The following is a 17,678-nucleotide window of genomic DNA, read 5'->3' on the forward strand; positions in this document are numbered from 1 at the left end:
CGTTCACGCGGCGGACGCGGCAAGCCGCAGCGCGGCGAGCGGCGCGGTCATGACCGCGAACGCAGCCACGAGCCGCGCGAGGCGCGTGGCGAGGCAGGGGCGGCTCCCGAGGCGAGGCCGGCACGCGAGGCACGGCCTCCGCGCGAAGCCAGGCCATCATCCGAGCCGCGCAATGGTGCGCGCCCGCAAGCGAATTCGTCGCATGTGCCCTCGATCGGCCGTCCCGAGCCGCGCCGCCAGCGCGAGATCGACAGCGAGCCGGGCGATCACTCGCATCTGCCGGCGTTTCTTCTGCGGCCGGTGCGCTCCCCCGCCGGCGCCTGAAGGGCGCTGGCGCGCCAGATTTCGGTTGAAAATCCTCGATCTGCAATTTTCTGGATGCCTCGTAAACGTATATTTACGGGGCGTTCACGATCGTCCGTTAGCCTACGAACATAATTTAAGGATTGCTGCGGTCGATGGCGCGTCGGCCGCTGTGGGGATGTTCAGTGATCAAGGTACTCGACGAACACGAACGCACGCTGGCGTTCGCCGAGGTGGCGCTCGGTCAGATCCGATCGCTTCGACAGACGGCCATTCCCCGCAATTACGAGATCTGGTACGTCTACGCCACCGGCTACAACGCACCACTCAACAAGATCATCAATGAGACGTTGGCGCGCAGCGGCAAGCTGACCGAGGCCGATCTCGAGCAGATCTACGAGACCTATCTCTCCCACATCAAGACCACCGACCGCATCGACAAGGTCGGCGCGCGCGTCGTCGGCGAGATCGACGACGTGGTGAAGGTGTTGGGCGAGGCGCTCGGCATGACCGGGGCCTACGATACCAGTCTGTCGGATGCGACCGAGAAACTGTCGTCGGCCGAGAACCGCGACCAGGTCAAGGCGATCGTCGAGGCGCTGCTGCGCTCCACCAGCGAGATGCGCGAGACCAACAAGGCGCTGGAAGACCGGCTGACGCTGTCGAAGAACGAGATCAGCAATCTCCAGCAGAGCCTGGAGGCGATCCGCGCCGAAAGCCTGACCGATCCGCTTACGGGCCTGGGAAATCGCAAATATTTCGACCGCATGATCGGCATGGCGGTGCAGAGCGCGCTCGTCTCGGGCGAGCCGCTGTCGCTGCTGCTGTTCGACATCGATCACTTCAAGTCGTTCAACGATTCCTACGGCCATCTCACCGGCGACCAGGTGCTGCGGCTCGTCGGCCTTTCGCTGAAGCAGACCATCAAGGGCCAGGACATCACGGCGCGCTACGGCGGCGAGGAATTCGCGGTCGTTCTCCCCAACACCGCGATGCGCCAGGCACTGACGGTGGCCGATCACATTCGCCGCGCCGTGATGGCGAAGGAATTGAAGAAGAAATCGACCGGCGAGCTCCTCGGCCGCGTCACCATCTCCGTCGGCGTCTCCATGCTCAGGGAGGGCGACGACACCGACGCGCTGATCGAGCGTGCCGACGCCTGCCTCTACGCCGCCAAGCGCAACGGCCGCAACCGCGTGATCTGCGAAGCCGATCCGGAATTCGCGATCGAGAGCCACAGCCGGGTGGCGTGACGTTCATCCTCGCATCTGTAGGGTGGGTTAGCGCAACGTAACCCACCTCTTGTCTATCAAGGTGTATGAAGTGGTGGGCTACGCTGCGCTAACCCACCCTACGCATCGCCTTCCCGGCAACCTTCTTCGCCACACCCTTCTTCGGCGCAACCTTCTTCTTCGCCGCCGCCTTCTTCGCCTTCGGTCGCTTCTTCACGTTGGCGCGCTGGGCGGCAGTGAGCGCCGCCCTCGCCCATTGCGCAAGCTCCTGGGAATCGTCGAACAGGCGCGCCGGCAGCTCCCAGTAGGAATTCACAACCACGGTCTTGGCGCGGGTCGAATACTGGAACGGCTTCGAGCCTTCGGCTTCGAAGTCGGGAATGGTCGTCTCGTCGGCGCGAAAGAACAGGCCGGCGCGCAGTGACAGCGCGAAATTGACGCCGTCGGCCGAGATGCCGTAGCCGGAGAACATTTTCCGGATGGTGACCGGGCCGAAATCGGCGAACAGGTCGATCAGGAATTCGCGGTCCATGGAGGCTTCCCTGCGCAAGCAAGTGGGCCTTCATAGCATTTCCGTCATTGCGAGCGAAGCGAAGCAATCCAGACTTCCGCCGCGGAGGCAGGTTGGATTGTGTTGTCGCCAGCGCAAAATTGCTCGCAATTTTGTCGCGGGCTCCTCGCAGTGACGCTGGAGGGTCTACCCGTCGATCTTTGCCGGCCGCAACTCGACCGACTCGCCGCAACCGCAGGCGGAGACCTGGTTGGGATTGTTGAAGACGAACTGGGCCTGCATCTTATCCGCCTTGTAGTCCATCTCGGTGCCGAGCAGGAACAGCACGGCCTTGGGATCGACCAGGATCTTGACGCCCTTGTCCTCGACGACCTCGTCGGTCGGGCGGATGTCGTGGGCGTATTCGACCGTGTAGGACTGGCCGGCGCAGCCGCCGTTCTTCACGCCGACGCGCAAGCCCACGATCTCCGAGTCGGCACGCTGGGTCAGCTCGGTGATGCGCTGGGCGGCGGCATCCGTCAGCCGCATCACCTGCGGGCGCGGGCGCCGCGGCTTCGGAGTGGATGCTGGTGTCGAGCCTGACGAAATCTGGGTCATGTTGTCTATGTGGTCCGTTGCGGAGCGAATTCAATGCGGGCCGAGACCGTCACCACATGTTCAGCACGAGGCGGGCCTCGTCGCTCATGCGTTCCGGCGACCACGGCGGCTCCCAGACGACCTTGACGTCGACCACGCCGACGCCGGGCACGCTCGCGACCGCGTTCTCGACCATGGTTGGCAGCTCGCCGGCGGCCGGACAGTTCGGCGTCGTCAGCGTCATCTGCACGTCCACGGAACGGTCGTCCTTGATCTCGACCTTGTAGATCAGGCCGAGCTCGTAGATGTCGGCGGGGATTTCCGGGTCGAACACGGTCTTGAGCCCGGCGATGATCTCGCGGGTCAGCCGCTCGGTCTCCTCCGGCGGCAATGCCGAATGGGTCTCCATCGGATTGGCTTTGATTTCGGCCGTGTCACTCATGCAAACAAATCCCGCGCCTTCAGCAGCGCCTGTGCCAGATGATCGACTTCTTCCCGCGTATTATACATGCCGAACGAGGCCCGGCATGTCGCCGTCACGTTGAACCGCTCTAAAAGCGGCATGACGCAATGGGTGCCGGCGCGCACCGCGATGCCCTGGCGGTCGATCACGGTGGCGACATCGTGGGCGTGCGCGCCCTTGAGCTCGAAGGAGATCACGGGGCCCTTGCCCCGCGCCGTGCCGATCAGCCGCAGCGAGTTGATCTCGCGCAGGCGCTCCTGGGCGTAGGCGGTGAGGTCCGCCTCGTAGGCGGCGATGCGTTCCTTGCCGATCGAGTTGACGTAGTCGATGGCGGCGCCAAGGCCGACGGCCTCGACGATCGCCGGCGTGCCCGCCTCGAACTTGTGCGGGGGATCGCCGTAGGTGACGACGTCGCGCGAGACCTCGCGGATCATCTCGCCGCCGCCGTTGAAGGGGCGCATCGCGACGAGGTGGTCGTACTTGGCCCAGAGCACGCCGATGCCGGTCGGACCATAGACCTTGTGACCGGTGAAGACGTAGAAGTCGCAGCCGATATCCTGGACGTCGACCGGCAGATGCACCGCGCCCTGGCTGCCGTCGACCAGCACCGGAATGCCGCGGGCATGGGCGATCCTGACGACGTCCTTGACCGGCACGATGGTGCCGAGCGCGTTCGACATCTGCGTGATCGCGACCAGCTTGGTCTTCGACGTCAGCAGCTTCTCGAATTCGTCGATGAGGAAATTACCCTCATCGTCGACCGGTGCCCATTTGATCACGGCACCCTGGCGTTCCCTCAGGAAATGCCAGGGCACGATGTTGGAATGGTGCTCCATGATGGAGATGACGATCTCGTCGCCTTCCCCGATATTCGGGGCGCCCCACGAAGACGCGACCAGGTTGATCGCCTCGGTCGCGTTGCGGGTGAAGATGACTTCCTCGGTGCGCGCAGCGTTGATGAACTGCGCCACCTTGGTGCGGCCGCCCTCATAGGCTTCGGTCGCGGCATTGGCGAGGTAGTGCAGGCCGCGATGCACGTTGGCGTATTCGGATGTATAGGCCTGCGTCATGCGGTCGAGCACAGCACTCGGCTTCTGCGCCGAGGCGGCGTTGTCGAGATAGACGAGCGGCTTGCCGTAGACCTGCATGGCGAGCGCCGGAAAATCCTGGCGCACGCGCGTAACGTCATAGGCGCCGTTCTTGACCGCCGGATGCGTGCTCATGACCGCCGCTCCAGCCAGCGCTCGGCGATGCCGATCACGTGCTCGCGCAAAGTATCATCGGCGATCTGCTCGATCGCCTCGCCGACAAAGGCCTGGATCAGCAGCGCCTGGGCCTGCTTCTCCGGCAGGCCACGGGCCTTCAGGTAGAACAGCAGGCTATCGTCGAGCGCGCCGGCGGTGGCGCCGTGGCCGCAAGAGACGTCGTCGGCAAAGATTTCCAGCTCTGGCTTGTTGTCGGCTTCGGCCTCGTCCGAGAGCAGCAGCGCGCGCGTCATCATCTTGCCGTCGGTCTTCTGTGCGTCGGGACGGACGATGATGCGGCCCTGGAACACCGAATGGGCGCGGTCGTCGATCACCGCACGGAAGATCTCGCGGCTGACGCAGTTCGGCACGGCATGGTCGACCACCAGTGTGGTGTCGCCGTGCTCGGTCTTCTTCAGGAGGTTGACGCCGTTGACCGAGAGCTCGCTGCCCTCGCCCGCCAGCGTAATGAAGCCCTGCAAGCGGCTGACCGCAGCGCCGCTGGTCATGTTGAAGACGTTCAGCTTGGTGTTAGCGCCGACGGTAACGAACTGCGAGGTGATGTTCACCGCATCGGCCGCATCGTCCATCAGGCGGATATGCGCGACGTCGGCGTCATCGCCGACCGAGATGATAACGGCGTCGTTGACCTGGTAGGCCGCAGCGCCGGCGGCGACGAAGCTCTCGATGATGGTGGCGCGGGCGCCCTTCCCGATCGCCACCTGCGAGCGGGTGAAAGCCGAGGCCGATGCGGCGGTCGCAACATGGATGATCTGGACCGGCGCAGAGAGCTGCGTTCCATCCGCGATCGACAGCACCACGCCGTCGGTCGCCAGCGCCGCGTTGACCGCGATCACGGCATCGGTGGACGCGGTCTTGAGGAGACCGGCATCCTTATCCAGCGTCTCGCGCAGAGTCTTGAAGCCGACCTCGGACGCAAGCGCCTTCACGTCTGAAAGCTCAGCCGCGAACACGCCGTCGACCAGGACCAGCTTGCGGGCGCCCGCGATGGCATGCGCCTTGACCGCGTCCGCGGCGCGCTTCAGCGCGGTCGCATCGGGCACGGCCGCCAGCGGCAGCACCTCGCCGACCAGCGCGCGCAGATCGGTGTATTTCCATTCCTCGATCCGGCGGTGCGGCAGACCGAGACGCTCATAGGTCTCGAACGCCTCGCGGCGCGCCGCCATCACGTCAGGCGAACCCGGCAGGCGGCCTTCGGCGCTGGCGAAGAGATCGCTCACCGCGCGGCCGCTCCCGGTCTTTGCCACAGCAACGTTCATCTTAGAAATTCCTTACGCGGCATCCTCGAATTGGGCATAGCCGGAGGCTTCCAGCTCCAGCGCCAGCTCCTTGCCGCCGCTCTTCACGACACGCCCCCTGGACATCACGTGCACGACGTCGGGCACGATGTAGTTCAGCAGCCGCTGATAGTGGGTGATGACGACCATCGCGCGCCCCGGCGAGCGCAGTGCGTTGACGCCGTCGGCCGCGATCCGCAGCGCGTCGATGTCGAGGCCGGAATCCATCTCGTCGAGGATGCACAGGCTCGGCTCGAACAGCGCCATCTGCAGCACCTCGTTGCGCTTCTTCTCACCGCCGGAGAAGCCGACATTGACGCCGCGCTTGAGCATGTCCTGCGGGATGTTCAGCGACTTCGAGACTTCGCGGACCTTCTTCAGGAAGTCCGGCACCATCAGCTCGCTCTCGCCGCGCGCCTTGCGCTGCGCGTTCAGCGCCGTGCGCAGGAAATTCATGGTGGTGACGCCGGGGATCTCGACCGGATATTGGAACGCCAGGAACACGCCCTTGGCGGCGCGCTCGTCGGGATCCATCTCCAGCAGGTCCTCGCCCCTGAACAGGATCTGGCCGTCGGTGACCTCGTAGCCGGGCTTGCCGGCGATGACGTGCGAGAGCGTCGACTTGCCGGAGCCGTTCGGCCCCATGATCGCGTGCACCTCGCCCTCGTTCACGGTCAGCGTCAGCCCGTGGAGGATCTCACGCTCCTCGACACGAACCTTGAGGTCTTTCACTTCAAGCAAAGCCATAATGTTTTTCCATCTATCCCCTCCTCCCAGGGAGCGCCGCAGGCGCGTCTCGAAGGATTGAGGCCACCAATCTTTCCGGTATCCATCCTTCGAGGCGGCCGCTTGCGCGGCCTCTTCAGGACGAGGTCCGAGCTAGCCGACCGACCCTTCGAGCGAGATCGAGATCAGCTTCTGCGCTTCCACCGCGAACTCCATCGGCAGCTGCTGCAGCACGTCCTTGACGAAGCCGTTGACGACGAGGCCGACCGCTTCTTCCTGGCTGAGCCCGCGCTGGATGCAGTAGAACAGCACGTCCTCGGAGATCTTCGAGGTCGTCGCCTCGTGCTCGAAAGTCGCCGAGGAGTTCTTGGCCTCGATGTATGGCACCGTGTGCGCGCCGCATTTGTCACCGATCAGCAGCGAGTCGCAGGCGGTGAAGTTGCGCGCGCCGGTCGCTTTCCGGTGCGCGGTGACGAGACCGCGATAGGTGTTCTGCGACTTGCCGGCGGCGATGCCCTTGGAGATGATCCGGCTCGACGTGTTCTTGCCGAGATGGATCATCTTGGTGCCGCTATCGACCTGCTGATAGCCGTTCGAGATCGCGATCGAGTAGAATTCACCACGGGAATTGTCGCCGCGCAGAATGCAGCTCGGGTATTTCCAGGTGATCGCCGAACCCGTCTCGACCTGGGTCCAGGAAATCTTCGAGTTGGCGCCCCGGCAGTCGCCACGCTTGGTGACGAAATTGTAGATGCCGCCCTTGCCTTCGGAATTGCCGGGATACCAGTTCTGCACCGTCGAATATTTGATCTCGGCGTCGTCGAGGGCGACGAGCTCGACCACGGCGGCATGCAGCTGGTTCTCGTCGCGCTGCGGCGCGGTGCAGCCTTCGAGATAGGAAACGTAGGAGCCCTTGTCGGCGATGATCAGCGTACGCTCGAACTGGCCGGTGTTGCGCTCATTGATGCGGAAATAGGTCGACAGCTCCATCGGGCAGCGCACGCCCGGCGGCACGTAGACAAACGAGCCGTCGGAGAACACCGCCGAGTTCAGCGTCGCATAGAAATTGTCCGAGGTCGGAACCACCGAGCCCAGATATTTCTGCACCAGCTCGGGGTGCTCTCGTATGGCTTCCGAGATCGGCATGAAGATCACGCCGGCCTTCTTCAGCTCAGCCTTGAACGTGGTCGCAACCGAGACCGAATCGAAGACAGCATCGACCGCGATCTTGCGGCGGGCCGGATCTTCCTCGCCGGGCTTGGGCTCGACGCCTTCGAGCATGGCGACTTCCCGCAAGGGGATGCCGAGCTTCTCGTAGGTCTTCAGGATCTCCGGATCGATCTCATCCAGCGAGGAGACCGTCTTCTTCGGCTTCGGCGCCGCGTAGTAATAGAGGTCCTGGAAGTCGATCTTGGGATAGTCGACGCGGGCCCAGGTCGGCTCCTGCATGGTCAGCCAGCGCCGATAGGCTTCGAGCCGCCACTGGAGCATCCAGTCGGGCTCGTTCTTCTTCTGCGAGATGTATTTGACGATCTCTTCCGACAGCCCCTTGGGGGCCTTCTCGGATTCGATCAGGGTCTCAAACCCATAACGATACTGGTCGACGTCGATGCGCTTCACGCGCTCGACCGTCTCTTGTACGGCTGGCATTCCATCCTCCGCTCGCGGTTTCAAGGACCGCGGTGGATCAAACTCGGACGAGTATTACGATATTTCTCTGCGGAAAGCACGGGCTTAGAACCGTTCAAGCCGTGTTTCATCGCTCAACCCTTAAGTAGGGTATTACCAAGCTTTCGCCAAGCCTCTAACGCCCTATTGATGTCCGCCGGTTCCGTGGACCAGCCCAGACTGAGACGCACCGCTCCCTGGGACACCGCGGGATCATAGCCCATCGCGGACAGGACATGAGACGGCTGGACCTTTCCGGAGGAACAGGCGGAGCCGGAGGAGACCGCGATGCCTTCCAGATCGAAGCCGATCACGGCGGTTTCGGCCTTCAAGCCGAGTGCGGTGAAAAGGACGGTATTAGGCAACCGCGCCACGTCTTTCGCAAAAACGGTCGTCCCGGGAACCTCGCGAAGGCCATTTTCCAAGCGATCTCTGAGACTTGCCATATGCTTCACATCCTCCGGCAGAGCCTGAAGCGCAGCCTTCACCGCGGCCCCAAAGGCGGCGATCCCGACTACGTTCTCGGTTCCGGCCCGGCGGTTGAGCTCCTGCCCGCCGCCCCGCAGCACCGGCTCCAGCCCGCCGATTCCTTCGCTCATCACCAATGCGCCGACCCCCTTGGGCCCGCCAATCTTGTGCGCAGAAAAGGTGGCAAGGTCGGCGCCTACCGTGTTGATATCAAATGGCATTTTGCCCAGCGCCTGGATCGCATCGACATGCAGCAAGCCGACGGCCTCGTGGACGATCCTTGCAGCCTCCGTGACGGGCTGAAGGGCGCCGGTCTCGTTGTTGGCGACCATGATCGAGACCAGGGCCGGCGGGCCGCCCTTCAGCAGCGCCTTCAAATGATCGAGGTCGACCAAGCCGGAGCGCGTGACCTGGATCAGCCCGATCTTGTCCGCCGGGAACCGGCCGCCGGCCAGCACCGAGGCGTGCTCGACCGCCGAGACCAACAGCCGCTCGACAGGTGCGCCGGAGGGGCCCCGCAAACCCGGCGAGAGCGCCAGCGCATTGGCCTCGGTTCCAGCAGAGGTGAAGATGATGTTGCGCGGCTGCGCTCCGACCGCGGCCGCAAGTGTCGCGCGCGCCTCTTCGACCAATCGCCGCGCCTCCCGCCCCTCGGCATGGACGGAGGATGGATTGCCGACCAGGTCGAAGGCTGCGACCATCGCCGCTCGCGCCTCGGGGCGCAGCGGCGTCGTCGCATTCCAGTCGAGATAGACACGGTTCGGCATCTGGCCCTCTTAGCACCTTTTGTCGTTCGGCCAATCGGAGGGCGTGCGCTCGTCAGGCCAGCTGTTGCTCCGTCCTCGCAACACTTCGGGGCACCGCCCGCAACCCGAACAGCGGCCGAAGCCAGGCAACGCGCCGGACGATCTCATAGCTCGCCACACATGTGAGCGCGGTCCCGGCGATGACAATGGACGCTTCGATCCCAGCCGACAGACCGCTGCCATGCAATTGATGCGCGATCACGATGATCGCGGTCTGATGCACTATGTAGTACGGGAAGATCGCGTCGGTCAGATAGCGCCGCGCCGGGCTGTCGGCTGTGAGATAGCGCCGGGCAAAGCCCAGCACGACGGCGATCGCGAGCCATTGATAACAGCCGTAGGCCGAGGCGGCGAACCACTTCAGCATGGGCGACGGCGCAAACAGGCCGGCGCGTACCAGGATGAAGCCAGCGAAGCAGGCGGCGGCCGCCAGCAGGGCCGCCCAGCGCAGGCGTTCGAGTTCGCGCCAGATCCCCTCTTGCTTGGCCAGCAGGAAACCGATCAGGAAGGCCGTGGCGTGGTCCGCGTGGTTGTACCAATCGCCAAACAGCGCGTGTGTCGACGGGAAAGCCGGGAACAGCACCAGGCGCCAGGCCGCATACAGCAGGCAGGGCGCGATCAGGAGCCATGGGCCGGTAAGCGCACGAGCCAGCTTTCGGCCAAGCCAGTCAGCGCCGGCCGGCCATAACGCGAGCACGCCGATCAACGCCATGGTGTAGACCCACAGATAGACCACGAACCAGAGGTGGTTCCAGGTCGGCAACACGATGCACGGCTTCGGACAGAACTGCGCACCAAAGGCAAAGTAGTGCCTGGCGTAGAAATCGAAGAAGCCGGCGGGATAGCCGAGGCTTTCGACGATCTGGAGATAGGCCTGCGGCGGCACGATCACGAGCATGCCGAAAATGAGCGGGATCAGGAGCCGCGCCGATCGCGCACCGGCAAGCGAGGCGAGGCTGGACTTGCCGAGCATGAAGCGGGTGGCAACCCCAGACACCAGGAACAGAAGCGACAGCCGCCATGGGTTGAGGAAGAGCATCACCGGTTCCAGCCACGTCAGCCGGTGCGTGCTCTTGATGTGAAATCCCCAGGACACGTAGAGCATGCCGACGTGGTAGAAGATGAGCAGCGCGAAGGCTAAAATCCGCACCCAGTCCAGGTCGATACGCCTTTCAGAGCTTTGGGATTGCTGTGGTGTTGTCATGGTATTCTGCTCCTTGACGGGACGACAAACGCGGTTTCGGGGCCAGGACTGACGAAGATGGCTGACACCGAAAATGCTCCGCCTGCGGCGCGCGTCGAGCCGGTTTGGGATCAGAATCGGACACGAGGGGATGAGCCGCCGGCAGCTGGGACGAGTCGCGGCTATTTCGGGATCAGCAGCGGCGATCGGATGATGTTGGCAGCGATTGCGGCCGTCGCGCTCGTGATCGGAATCGTCAATGCGTTTTCGTTCGCCCAGGACGCGGCCTGGCGCGGCGACAGCTACGACATCGGCCGGCGGTTGTTCTGGGAGATGTCGAGCATCGCCGTCATCCTGCTGTTGCTGCCGATCCTGGTTTTGGCGGTCCGCCGCATGCGCCGGACAGCCGGCCTCGCCGCCCAGGCGGCCATCGGGGCGATCGCCCTGCTCGGCTTCTCCACCCTCCACATCACCGGCATGGTCTGGGTGCGGAAGCTCGCGCTCTGGCTCGCCGGCGGCGCCTACGATTTCCGTTTCTCGCTCGCGACGGTCCTGTATGAATTCCGCAAAGACGCCGTGGCCTTTGTTCTGATCGCCGCCACGATCTGGCTGCTCGAAAGCCGGCGTGAGCTGAAGAGCGCGGCAGTCGCATCGTCGGCGCCGCCCACCCCGAAGCAGCCATCGTCCCCCGATCTGATCTGGCTGCGCGACGGCACCAGCCGCATTCGCGTGGTGCCGCGCGATATCCTCTGGGTCGCGTCAGCCGGCAATTACATCGAATATAGCCTCGCCGACGGCACCCAGCACCTCATACGGGGCACGCTGGCAGCGGCGGAAAGCGAGCTGGCGCGCTTTTCCATCGTTCGCGTCCACCGGACCAAGCTCGCCAATCTCGACCGGGTGCGCGGCGTGGACCTCAAGCCATCAGGGGATTTCGAGCTCGCCTTCGACAACGGCCAGACGCTCGGCGGCAGCCGGCGCTACCGGCCGGCGGTCGCATCGCTGGGAAGCCGAACCGCGCCAGCGGGAATCGCCCCAGGCGCCCCCTAAACAATCGTGATTTCAATAAGTTGGATAGCACCCTTCGGCAGGACGGCCGGCTCTTGCCGTGCTTCGGTTGATTCAGGCAGGTCCAGGTCGCGGCAGGCAAGCCAGAGATGACAATGCAATGACTGGCTAAGCTCTTGAGCTGATTGAGAGATGTCGAAGAAGCTTGCTTTTTGACCCTGGCCTTGTGTTAGAAGCGCGCGTCAGTTCACCTGCGCGCCACTCGAGCATCATCCGAGGGCGCGCCTCTCCACCCTTCATCCGTGCTCTCGTCGGCGGCAGCGCTGCGAGAGCCACAATCGGACGATTGCGCAGGGATCACCTCCAAGGGACTTAGATCAGAGATCATCGATGCCTGAAGTCATTTTCACCGGCCCCGCCGGCCGCCTCGAGGGCCGCTATCACCCGGCCAAGCAGAAGAATGCGCCGATCGCGATGATCCTGCATCCGCATCCGCAGTTCCACGGCACGATGAACCATCAGATCGTGTACCAGTGCTACTACGCCTTCGCCCATCGCGGCTTCTCGGTGCTGCGCTTCAATTTCCGCGGCGTCGGCCGCAGCCAGGGCGCGTTCGACCACGGCACCGGCGAATTGTCCGACGCGGCCGCCGCGCTCGATTGGGCGCAGACCATCAATCCCGAGGCGCGCGCCTGCTGGGTTGCTGGCTTCTCCTTCGGCGCCTGGATCGGCATGCAGCTCTTGATGCGCCGCCCCGAGGTCGAGGGCTTCATCTCGATCGCGCCGCCGGCCAACCTCTACGACTTCTCGTTCCTCGCGCCCTGCCCGTCCTCAGGTCTGATCGTGCATGGCGAGAAGGATGCGGTGGTGCCGCCCAAGGACGTCAACACGCTGGTCGAGAAGCTGAAGACCCAGAAAGGCATCGTGATCGACCAGCAGATCATCCCCGGCGCCAACCACTTCTTCGACTCCAAGCTCGAGCCGCTGATGGAAACCATCACGGCCTATCTCGACATGCGCCTCGCCAACGTGCGGTGAAAACTCTGTAGCCCGGATGGAGCGACGCGAAATCCGGGAGACTCTATCCACGGAAGAAGACCCGGATTGCGCTTCGCTCCATCCGGGCTACGGGCTGAGTTCGCGGCTCAAGCCAGCTTGAGCGCGACGATCCCCATCAAGACGAGCGCGATGCCGGCAAGCTTCATCGCGCTCAAGCTCTCGCCGAACAGCACCACGCCCATCAGGAACGTGCCAGCCGCGCCAATGCCGGTCCACACCGAATAGGCGACGCCGACCTCGAGCACCTTCAAGGCGCGCCCGAGCAGGAATACGAAGGCGGCGAGCAGCACGAGCGAGGCGATGCTCCAGCCGGCGCGCGTGTAGCCTTCGGCATATTTCATGGTGATCGCCCAGCCGACGTCGAGCAGGCCCGCGATCACCAGCATGAGCCAAGCAAGGGATTGCGACATCGGACGGGGCTCACGCCGCGAGCTTGAGCAGATGCGCGTCGTGGCGAATGAGGAAGGCGCGCAACAATTGCGGATAATCCGCCCCGACCGCGCTGCGCACGCTCGGGCGCTTTGCGAGCTCGGCGCGCCAGGCGCGCACCTTCGGCACGTCGTTGAAAATGCCGTGCTCGGTCAGTTCGTCGAACAGATCGAAGTAACGGAAGACAGGTGCGAACACCGCATCGACCAGACTGAACGCCTCGCCGGCGAAGTACGGGCCCGCGCCGAGCGCGGCCTCGACCCGCGCGAATTTTGCGGCGAGTGCCTGGCGCTTGCTCTCGAAGATCGCCGGATCGGTCGTGGTTTCCAAGCCCCAGAGGTCGCCGAGGATCGCCGAGCCGAACTCCATCCAGGCGCGGTGCTCGGCCCGCTTCAGCGCGTCGACCAGATGCAGCTTCGCGCCGCCTTGGGTTTCCTCGATGTATTCGCAAATCACGTTGCTCTCGAACAGCGCGACCTCGCCCTGCTCCGTCGTCACCACCAGCACCGGCACCTTGCCGAGCGGCGAGAGCTTCAAGAACCAGTCCGGCTTGTTGGCGAGATCGATGTCGATCCGCTCGAACGGCACGCCCTTCTCCTTCAGCGCGATCACCGCGCGCTGAACATAGGGACAAAGCTTGTGGCTGATCAGTTTCAGTGAAGCGGGCGTATTAAGCGAAGATGTCATGGCAACGATCCCGGCGGTTAGATGCAATTGCATCCAATATAGATGCATCTGCATTCACTCGTCAAGATCAATGCATTCGCATCAACCGAGCGTGATCCTCAGGCAGTCATCTTCAGGGCCTGGCGATCACCCCGCCGGTCATCGGCATCGGCACGCCCGTGGTCGCGGGATAGGACAGCGGCAGGCCCTTCATGCCGCGGACCGCGAGAAAGCCGAAGGCCTGGGCCTCGATGGCGTCCGAGGCCCAGCCGAGCGTTTCGGCCGCCTCGACCGTGGCCGAGCCCACCCGCTCCCGCAGCATCCGCAGCATGGTGAGGTTGCGGGCACCGCCGCCGCAGACGATCCAGCTGCGCGGCCGCCGCGGCAACAGCGGAATGATGCGGGCGATCGCGGCCGCGGTGAAGGCAGTCAGCGTCGCCGCGCCGTCGGCAGGCAGCACGTCGCCAAGCCGCAGAGCTGCAAAATCGTTGCGGTCGAGCGATTTCGGCGGCGGACTTGCGAAGAACGGCAGCTCCAGCGCCCGCGCGATCCAGGCTTCGTCCACCTTGCCGAGCGCGGCGAACTTTCCTTCGGCATCGAACGACTGGTTCATGGTGCGGTACATGAAATCGTCCAGCAACGCGTTACCGGGGCCGGTGTCGCAGGCGATCAACGCATCGTTGCCGTCGATATAGGTGATGTTGGAGACGCCGCCGATATTGACCACGACGGTCGGCCCTTCGCGCTCCAGCGAATGGGCGAGCGCGCGGTGGTAAACCGGCACGAGCGGGGCGCCCTGCCCGCCAGCCTCGACGTCGGCGGCGCGGAAGTCGTGCATCACGGGAATATGGATGGCCCTTGCGAGCGCCGGCGCGTCGCCGATCTGCACCGTTAGCCGCCTCTCGGGCCGGTGCAGCACGGTCTGGCCGTGGAAGCCGACAATGTCGACGTCCTCCGCCCTCATCCGATTCTGGGCGAGGAAGGCCGCGACCGCTTCGGCATGGGCCTGCGTCACCGCACGCTCGGCATCGCCCAGACTGCCCGGGCGGGCGTCGCGTTGCTGCAGATGCACGGCCTCGCTCAGCGCCTGGCGCAGCAGGTTGCGCTCGGCCGGGCCGTAGGGCCGGTAACCGGACGGCCCGAACGCCTTCACCTGCTTTCCGTCGGTCTCGATCAGCGCGACATCCACCCCGTCCAGCGAGGTGCCGCTCATCAAACCGAGTGCCGTCAACATCATGGACCAGCATCCTCAAGAGACCCGCGCTGGCATGCCGATCTTGTGCCAGAGGGGCACATCTTATAATGCCAACGCGCCAAGTGGCGGGCGGCCAACCGGGTTCCCGCGGAAGACCCTTAAATTGCCCCCAAAACGGTAAACCAAGAATTGTCAGGCACGCCGACAGATGACTGCATTTAAATCGGATTTCCTCAACACCCTGCAGGAACGTGGATTCATCCACCAGTGCTCCGATTTCGAGGGGCTGGACGCGCTCGCCGCCAAGGGCGAGGCGACGGCCTATGTCGGCTACGATTGCACCGCCCGCTCCCTGCACATCGGCAACTACCTGACCATGATGATGCTGCATTGGCTGCAGCAGTCCGGCAATAAGCCGATCACGCTGATGGGCGGCGGCACCACCATGGTGGGCGATCCCTCCGGCAAGGACGAGACGCGCGCGATGCGCACCATCGCCGAGATCGAGGCCAACAAGGAATCGATCCGCGGCGTGTTCGCCAAGGTGCTGCGCTACGGCGAGGGCAAGAGCGACGCGGTCATGCTCGACAATGCGGAATGGCTGACCAAGCTGAACTGGATCGAGATGCTGCGCGACGTCGGCCGGCACTTTTCGGTCAATCGCATGCTGACCATGGATTCCGTGCGGCTGCGCCTCGAGCGCGAGCAGGAGATGAGCTTCATCGAATTCAATTACATGGTTTGCCAGGCCTACGACTTCGTCGAGCTGGCCAAGCGCACCGGCTGCCGCCTCCAGATGGGCGGCTCGGACCAGTGGGGCAACATCATCATGGGCGTCGATCTCGGCCGCCGCATGGGCACCCACCAGCTGTTCGCGCTGACGACGCCGCTGCTGACGACCGCCTCGGGCGCCAAGATGGGCAAGACCGCGCAAGGCGCGGTGTGGCTCAACGCCGACCAGTTCAGCCCTTACGACTTCTGGCAATACTGGCGCAACACCGAGGACGCCGACGTCGGCAAGTTCCTGAAACTGTTCACGACACTGCCGATGGCCGAGATCAGAAGGCTCGAGGCGCTCGGCGGCTCGGAGATCAACGAGGCCAAGAAGGTGCTCGCAACCGAAGCGACCGCGCTGCTGCACGGCCGCGACGCCGCGAACGAAGCCGCCGAGACCGCGCGCCGCACCTTCGAGGAAGGCGCGCTTGCCGAGAGCCTGCCGACCGTGGAAATTCCGCGCGGCGAACTCGACGCCGGCCTCGGCGTGCTCAACGCCTTCGTCAAGGCGGGCCTCGTCGGCTCCAACGGGGAAGCGAGGCGCCAGATCAAAGGAGGCGGCCTGCGCGTCAACGACGCGCCCGTCACCGACGAGAAGATGGCGCTGTCGGCAGGCCACCTGACGCCGGAAGGCGTGATCAAGCTGTCCTTTGGCAAGAAGAAGCACGTGCTCATCAGGCCTGCATAGGCGTATGAGCTTTTCACTGCTTGTCAGGGCGCACGGATGCGCGCTCCCTGACGGCAATGAAACAGGACAGGCCCAAGGAAACGAAAGCGGAAACGACAGCAGAAACGGGCAAGGAAAGGGTCGGAGGCGCCCGGCGGGACGCGGTGCGCACCGCACTCGTCGTGCTCGGCCTCTGCTTCACGCTGGCTGTTCTTGGCCGGGGCTTGAGCGAGAGCTTCACGGTCTTCCTCAAGCCGATCTCCGAAAGCCTCGGCTGGGATCGCGCCCAGGCCGTCTCGATCTACTCCCTCACCTGGCTCGTCAGCGGGCTGACCGCACCCTTGGTCGGGCGCCTGTTCGATCATTCCGGGCCACGGCTCGTCTATGCGCTCGGCTTGCTCCTGCTCGGTTCGGCCTTTCTGATCGCGAGCCAGGCGCAAGCGCTCTGGCAATTCCAGCTTTCGATCGGCATCTGCGTCGGCATCGGCGTTGCCTTCATCGGCAATGTGCCCAATTCGATCCTGCTCGGCCGCTGGTTCGGACCAAAGCTGCCGACCGCCATGGCGGTGGTCTATTCGGCGATGGGCGGCGGCGTGCTGGCCTTGCTGCCGGCCTCGCAGCTCCTGATCGATCATCTCGGCTGGCGCGAGACCTACCAGCTGTTCGGCTTTGCAGCGCTCGGGCTGCTGGCGCCGCTGCTGCTGCTGCCCTGGCGCATGTTCGCGGCCGGCTCGCCGCACGTCGCCAAGAAGAGCGATCCTGACTTCGTCGACAGCGGCTGGACGCTTGCGAGCGCGATGCGCCACCACGCATTCTGGGCGCTGTTCTCGACCTTCTTCTTCACCGCGGTCGGCATGTATGCGATCGCGGCGCAGATCGTGGCCTATCTGATCGACGCCGGCTTTCCGCCGCTCCAGGCTGCGACCGCCTGGGGCTTCTCCGGAATCGTGCTGGTGTTCGGCATGCTCGGCGTCTCCGCGCTCGACGGCCTGATCGGACGGCGGCCGTCGGTGCTGCTCAGCTACGCGATCTCGATTCTCGGCATCGTTCTGCTCTGGCTGCTGCAGTACTATCCGAACGTCATTCTGCTCACCGGTTTCGTCGTCTGCTTCGGCAGCATGATGGGCTCCCGCGGGCCGCTGATCAGCGCCACCGCCATGAAGATCTTTCGCGGCAAACGCGTCGGCACCATCTTCGGCACGATCTCGATCGGCAGCGGCCTCGGCTCGGCCTTCGGTTCATGGAGCGGCGGCCTGATCCACGATGCCACGCACGGCTACGATCTCCTGCTCGTCTTCGCACTTGCGAGCGTGATCCTCGGAATGATTCCGTTCCTGGTCGTCCCTGCTTTGCGGGAGTAGGTCTCCCCGACGTAACCTGCACACCCTGGTTTCACCGGAAT

General features: G+C 64.3%; 17 protein-coding genes and 1 pseudogene. 6 read left to right on the forward strand and 12 right to left on the reverse strand.

Features of this window, described 5'->3' with window-relative positions; all coding sequences use genetic code 11:
• Together XF30_RS39445 and XF30_RS22605 are read left to right on the forward strand one after the other, a co-directional pair.
• Positions 1-324, forward strand: a pseudogene (locus XF30_RS39445) (DEAD/DEAH box helicase); the annotation flags it as partial.
• Positions 325-488: 164 nt separating this feature from the next.
• Positions 489-1,556 (forward strand): GGDEF domain-containing protein, encoded by a 1,068-nt coding sequence (locus XF30_RS22605; RefSeq protein WP_109143895.1) that lies wholly within the window; start codon positions 489-491, stop codon positions 1,554-1,556.
• Between the two features lie 88 nt (positions 1,557-1,644).
• On the opposite strand, the gene XF30_RS22610 is transcribed toward XF30_RS22605, so the two are convergent.
• The 9 genes from XF30_RS22610 to XF30_RS22650 form a co-directional block, all read right to left on the reverse strand.
• Positions 1,645-2,067, reverse strand: a complete 423-nt coding sequence (locus XF30_RS22610; protein ID WP_109143896.1) for a TfoX/Sxy family protein — start codon at positions 2,065-2,067, stop codon at positions 1,645-1,647.
• 165 nt (positions 2,068-2,232) lie between these two features.
• Entirely contained in the window at positions 2,233-2,643 is a 411-nt protein-coding gene (locus tag XF30_RS22615; RefSeq protein WP_074447904.1) for a HesB/IscA family protein, read from the reverse strand.
• A gap of 49 nt (positions 2,644-2,692) precedes the next feature.
• Positions 2,693-3,064 (reverse strand): SUF system Fe-S cluster assembly protein, encoded by a 372-nt coding sequence (locus XF30_RS22620; RefSeq protein WP_018641712.1) that lies wholly within the window; start codon positions 3,062-3,064, stop codon positions 2,693-2,695.
• On the reverse strand, positions 3,061-4,308 hold the full coding sequence (locus XF30_RS22625; protein WP_036022923.1) for a cysteine desulfurase: 1,248 nt from the start codon (positions 4,306-4,308) through the stop codon (positions 3,061-3,063). Before XF30_RS22625 ends, XF30_RS22620 begins: the two co-directional genes overlap by 4 nt.
• Entirely contained in the window at positions 4,305-5,609 is a 1,305-nt protein-coding gene (gene sufD / locus XF30_RS22630) for a Fe-S cluster assembly protein SufD (RefSeq protein ID WP_109143897.1), read from the reverse strand. The genes XF30_RS22625 and sufD overlap by 4 nt, the downstream gene beginning before the upstream one ends.
• Before the next feature lie 12 nt (positions 5,610-5,621).
• Complete coding sequence (sufC, locus tag XF30_RS22635) at positions 5,622-6,374, reverse strand: Fe-S cluster assembly ATPase SufC (RefSeq protein ID WP_035999976.1); 753 nt, start codon at positions 6,372-6,374, stop codon at positions 5,622-5,624.
• Between the two features lie 132 nt (positions 6,375-6,506).
• The gene (sufB, locus tag XF30_RS22640; protein WP_036022921.1) at positions 6,507-8,003 is read right to left on the reverse strand and encodes a Fe-S cluster assembly protein SufB; all 1,497 of its coding nucleotides are present in this window, start codon (positions 8,001-8,003) and stop codon (positions 6,507-6,509) included.
• Positions 8,004-8,116: 113 nt separating this feature from the next.
• Positions 8,117-9,256 carry a cysteine desulfurase family protein gene (locus XF30_RS22645; RefSeq protein WP_109143898.1) on the reverse strand — a complete coding sequence of 380 codons (1,140 nt, stop codon included), beginning with the start codon at positions 9,254-9,256 and terminating at the stop codon, positions 8,117-8,119.
• Positions 9,257-9,308: 52 nt separating this feature from the next.
• Positions 9,309-10,499: an acyltransferase family protein gene (locus tag XF30_RS22650; protein WP_109143899.1), complete on the reverse strand. Its 1,191-nt coding sequence runs from the start codon at positions 10,497-10,499 to the stop codon at positions 9,309-9,311.
• Between XF30_RS22650 and XF30_RS22655 the strand changes: the two genes are divergently transcribed.
• Positions 10,476-11,528 carry a LytTR family DNA-binding domain-containing protein gene (locus XF30_RS22655; RefSeq protein WP_244609004.1) on the forward strand — a complete coding sequence of 351 codons (1,053 nt, stop codon included), beginning with the start codon at positions 10,476-10,478 and terminating at the stop codon, positions 11,526-11,528. The genes XF30_RS22650 and XF30_RS22655 overlap by 24 nt on opposite strands.
• Positions 11,529-11,876: 348 nt before the next feature.
• Positions 11,877-12,524 (forward strand): alpha/beta hydrolase, encoded by a 648-nt coding sequence (locus XF30_RS22660; RefSeq protein ID WP_035999994.1) that lies wholly within the window; start codon positions 11,877-11,879, stop codon positions 12,522-12,524.
• Positions 12,525-12,631: 107 nt separating this feature from the next.
• Here the strand turns inward: XF30_RS22660 and XF30_RS22665 are convergent, their stop codons facing one another.
• The 3 genes from XF30_RS22665 to XF30_RS22675 form a co-directional block, all read right to left on the reverse strand.
• Complete coding sequence (locus tag XF30_RS22665; RefSeq protein WP_036033580.1) at positions 12,632-12,955, reverse strand: DMT family transporter; 324 nt, start codon at positions 12,953-12,955, stop codon at positions 12,632-12,634.
• Between the two features lie 10 nt (positions 12,956-12,965).
• Complete coding sequence (locus tag XF30_RS22670; protein WP_109145818.1) at positions 12,966-13,661, reverse strand: glutathione S-transferase family protein; 696 nt, start codon at positions 13,659-13,661, stop codon at positions 12,966-12,968.
• Between the two features lie 112 nt (positions 13,662-13,773).
• A complete protein-coding gene (locus XF30_RS22675) occupies positions 13,774-14,877 on the reverse strand; it encodes an anhydro-N-acetylmuramic acid kinase (RefSeq protein WP_109143901.1) in 1,104 nt (367 codons plus the stop codon).
• 166 nt (positions 14,878-15,043) lie between these two features.
• On the opposite strand from XF30_RS22675, the gene tyrS reads away from it, so the two are divergent.
• Entirely contained in the window at positions 15,044-16,297 is a 1,254-nt protein-coding gene (gene tyrS, locus XF30_RS22680) for a tyrosine--tRNA ligase (protein WP_109143902.1), read from the forward strand.
• A 56-nt stretch (positions 16,298-16,353) separates the two neighbouring features.
• Entirely contained in the window at positions 16,354-17,637 is a 1,284-nt protein-coding gene (locus XF30_RS22685) for an MFS transporter (protein ID WP_109143903.1), read from the forward strand.
• Positions 17,638-17,678 lie beyond the last annotated feature (41 nt).

Source organism: Bradyrhizobium sp. SUTN9-2 (assembly GCF_003122645.1).
Classification (GTDB): Bacteria; Pseudomonadota; Alphaproteobacteria; order Rhizobiales; family Xanthobacteraceae; genus Bradyrhizobium; species Bradyrhizobium yuanmingense.

Excerpts from the sequence above, each read along its gene's own strand:
- XF30_RS22620 (WP_018641712.1), bottom strand. The coding sequence starts at position 3,064 with ATGAGTGACACGGCCGAAATCAAAGCCAATCCGATGGAGACCCATTCG.
- XF30_RS22665 (WP_036033580.1), bottom strand. The coding sequence starts at position 12,955 with ATGTCGCAATCCCTTGCTTGGCTCATGCTGGTGATCGCGGGCCTGCTC.
- sufC (WP_035999976.1), bottom strand. The coding sequence starts at position 6,374 with ATGGCTTTGCTTGAAGTGAAAGACCTCAAGGTTCGTGTCGAGGAGCGT.
- XF30_RS22670 (WP_109145818.1), bottom strand. The coding sequence starts at position 13,661 with ATGACATCTTCGCTTAATACGCCCGCTTCACTGAAACTGATCAGCCAC.
- XF30_RS22675 (WP_109143901.1), bottom strand. The coding sequence starts at position 14,877 with ATGATGTTGACGGCACTCGGTTTGATGAGCGGCACCTCGCTGGACGGG.
- XF30_RS22645 (WP_109143898.1), bottom strand. The coding sequence starts at position 9,256 with ATGCCGAACCGTGTCTATCTCGACTGGAATGCGACGACGCCGCTGCGC.
- XF30_RS22610 (WP_109143896.1), bottom strand. The coding sequence starts at position 2,067 with ATGGACCGCGAATTCCTGATCGACCTGTTCGCCGATTTCGGCCCGGTC.
- XF30_RS22650 (WP_109143899.1), bottom strand. The coding sequence starts at position 10,499 with ATGACAACACCACAGCAATCCCAAAGCTCTGAAAGGCGTATCGACCTG.
- XF30_RS22625 (WP_036022923.1), bottom strand. The coding sequence starts at position 4,308 with ATGAGCACGCATCCGGCGGTCAAGAACGGCGCCTATGACGTTACGCGC.
- XF30_RS22615 (WP_074447904.1), bottom strand. The coding sequence starts at position 2,643 with ATGACCCAGATTTCGTCAGGCTCGACACCAGCATCCACTCCGAAGCCG.
- XF30_RS22660 (WP_035999994.1), top strand. The coding sequence starts at position 11,877 with ATGCCTGAAGTCATTTTCACCGGCCCCGCCGGCCGCCTCGAGGGCCGC.
- tyrS (WP_109143902.1), top strand. The coding sequence starts at position 15,044 with ATGACTGCATTTAAATCGGATTTCCTCAACACCCTGCAGGAACGTGGA.
- XF30_RS22685 (WP_109143903.1), top strand. The coding sequence starts at position 16,354 with ATGAAACAGGACAGGCCCAAGGAAACGAAAGCGGAAACGACAGCAGAA.
- sufB (WP_036022921.1), bottom strand. The coding sequence starts at position 8,003 with ATGCCAGCCGTACAAGAGACGGTCGAGCGCGTGAAGCGCATCGACGTC.
- sufD (WP_109143897.1), bottom strand. The coding sequence starts at position 5,609 with ATGAACGTTGCTGTGGCAAAGACCGGGAGCGGCCGCGCGGTGAGCGAT.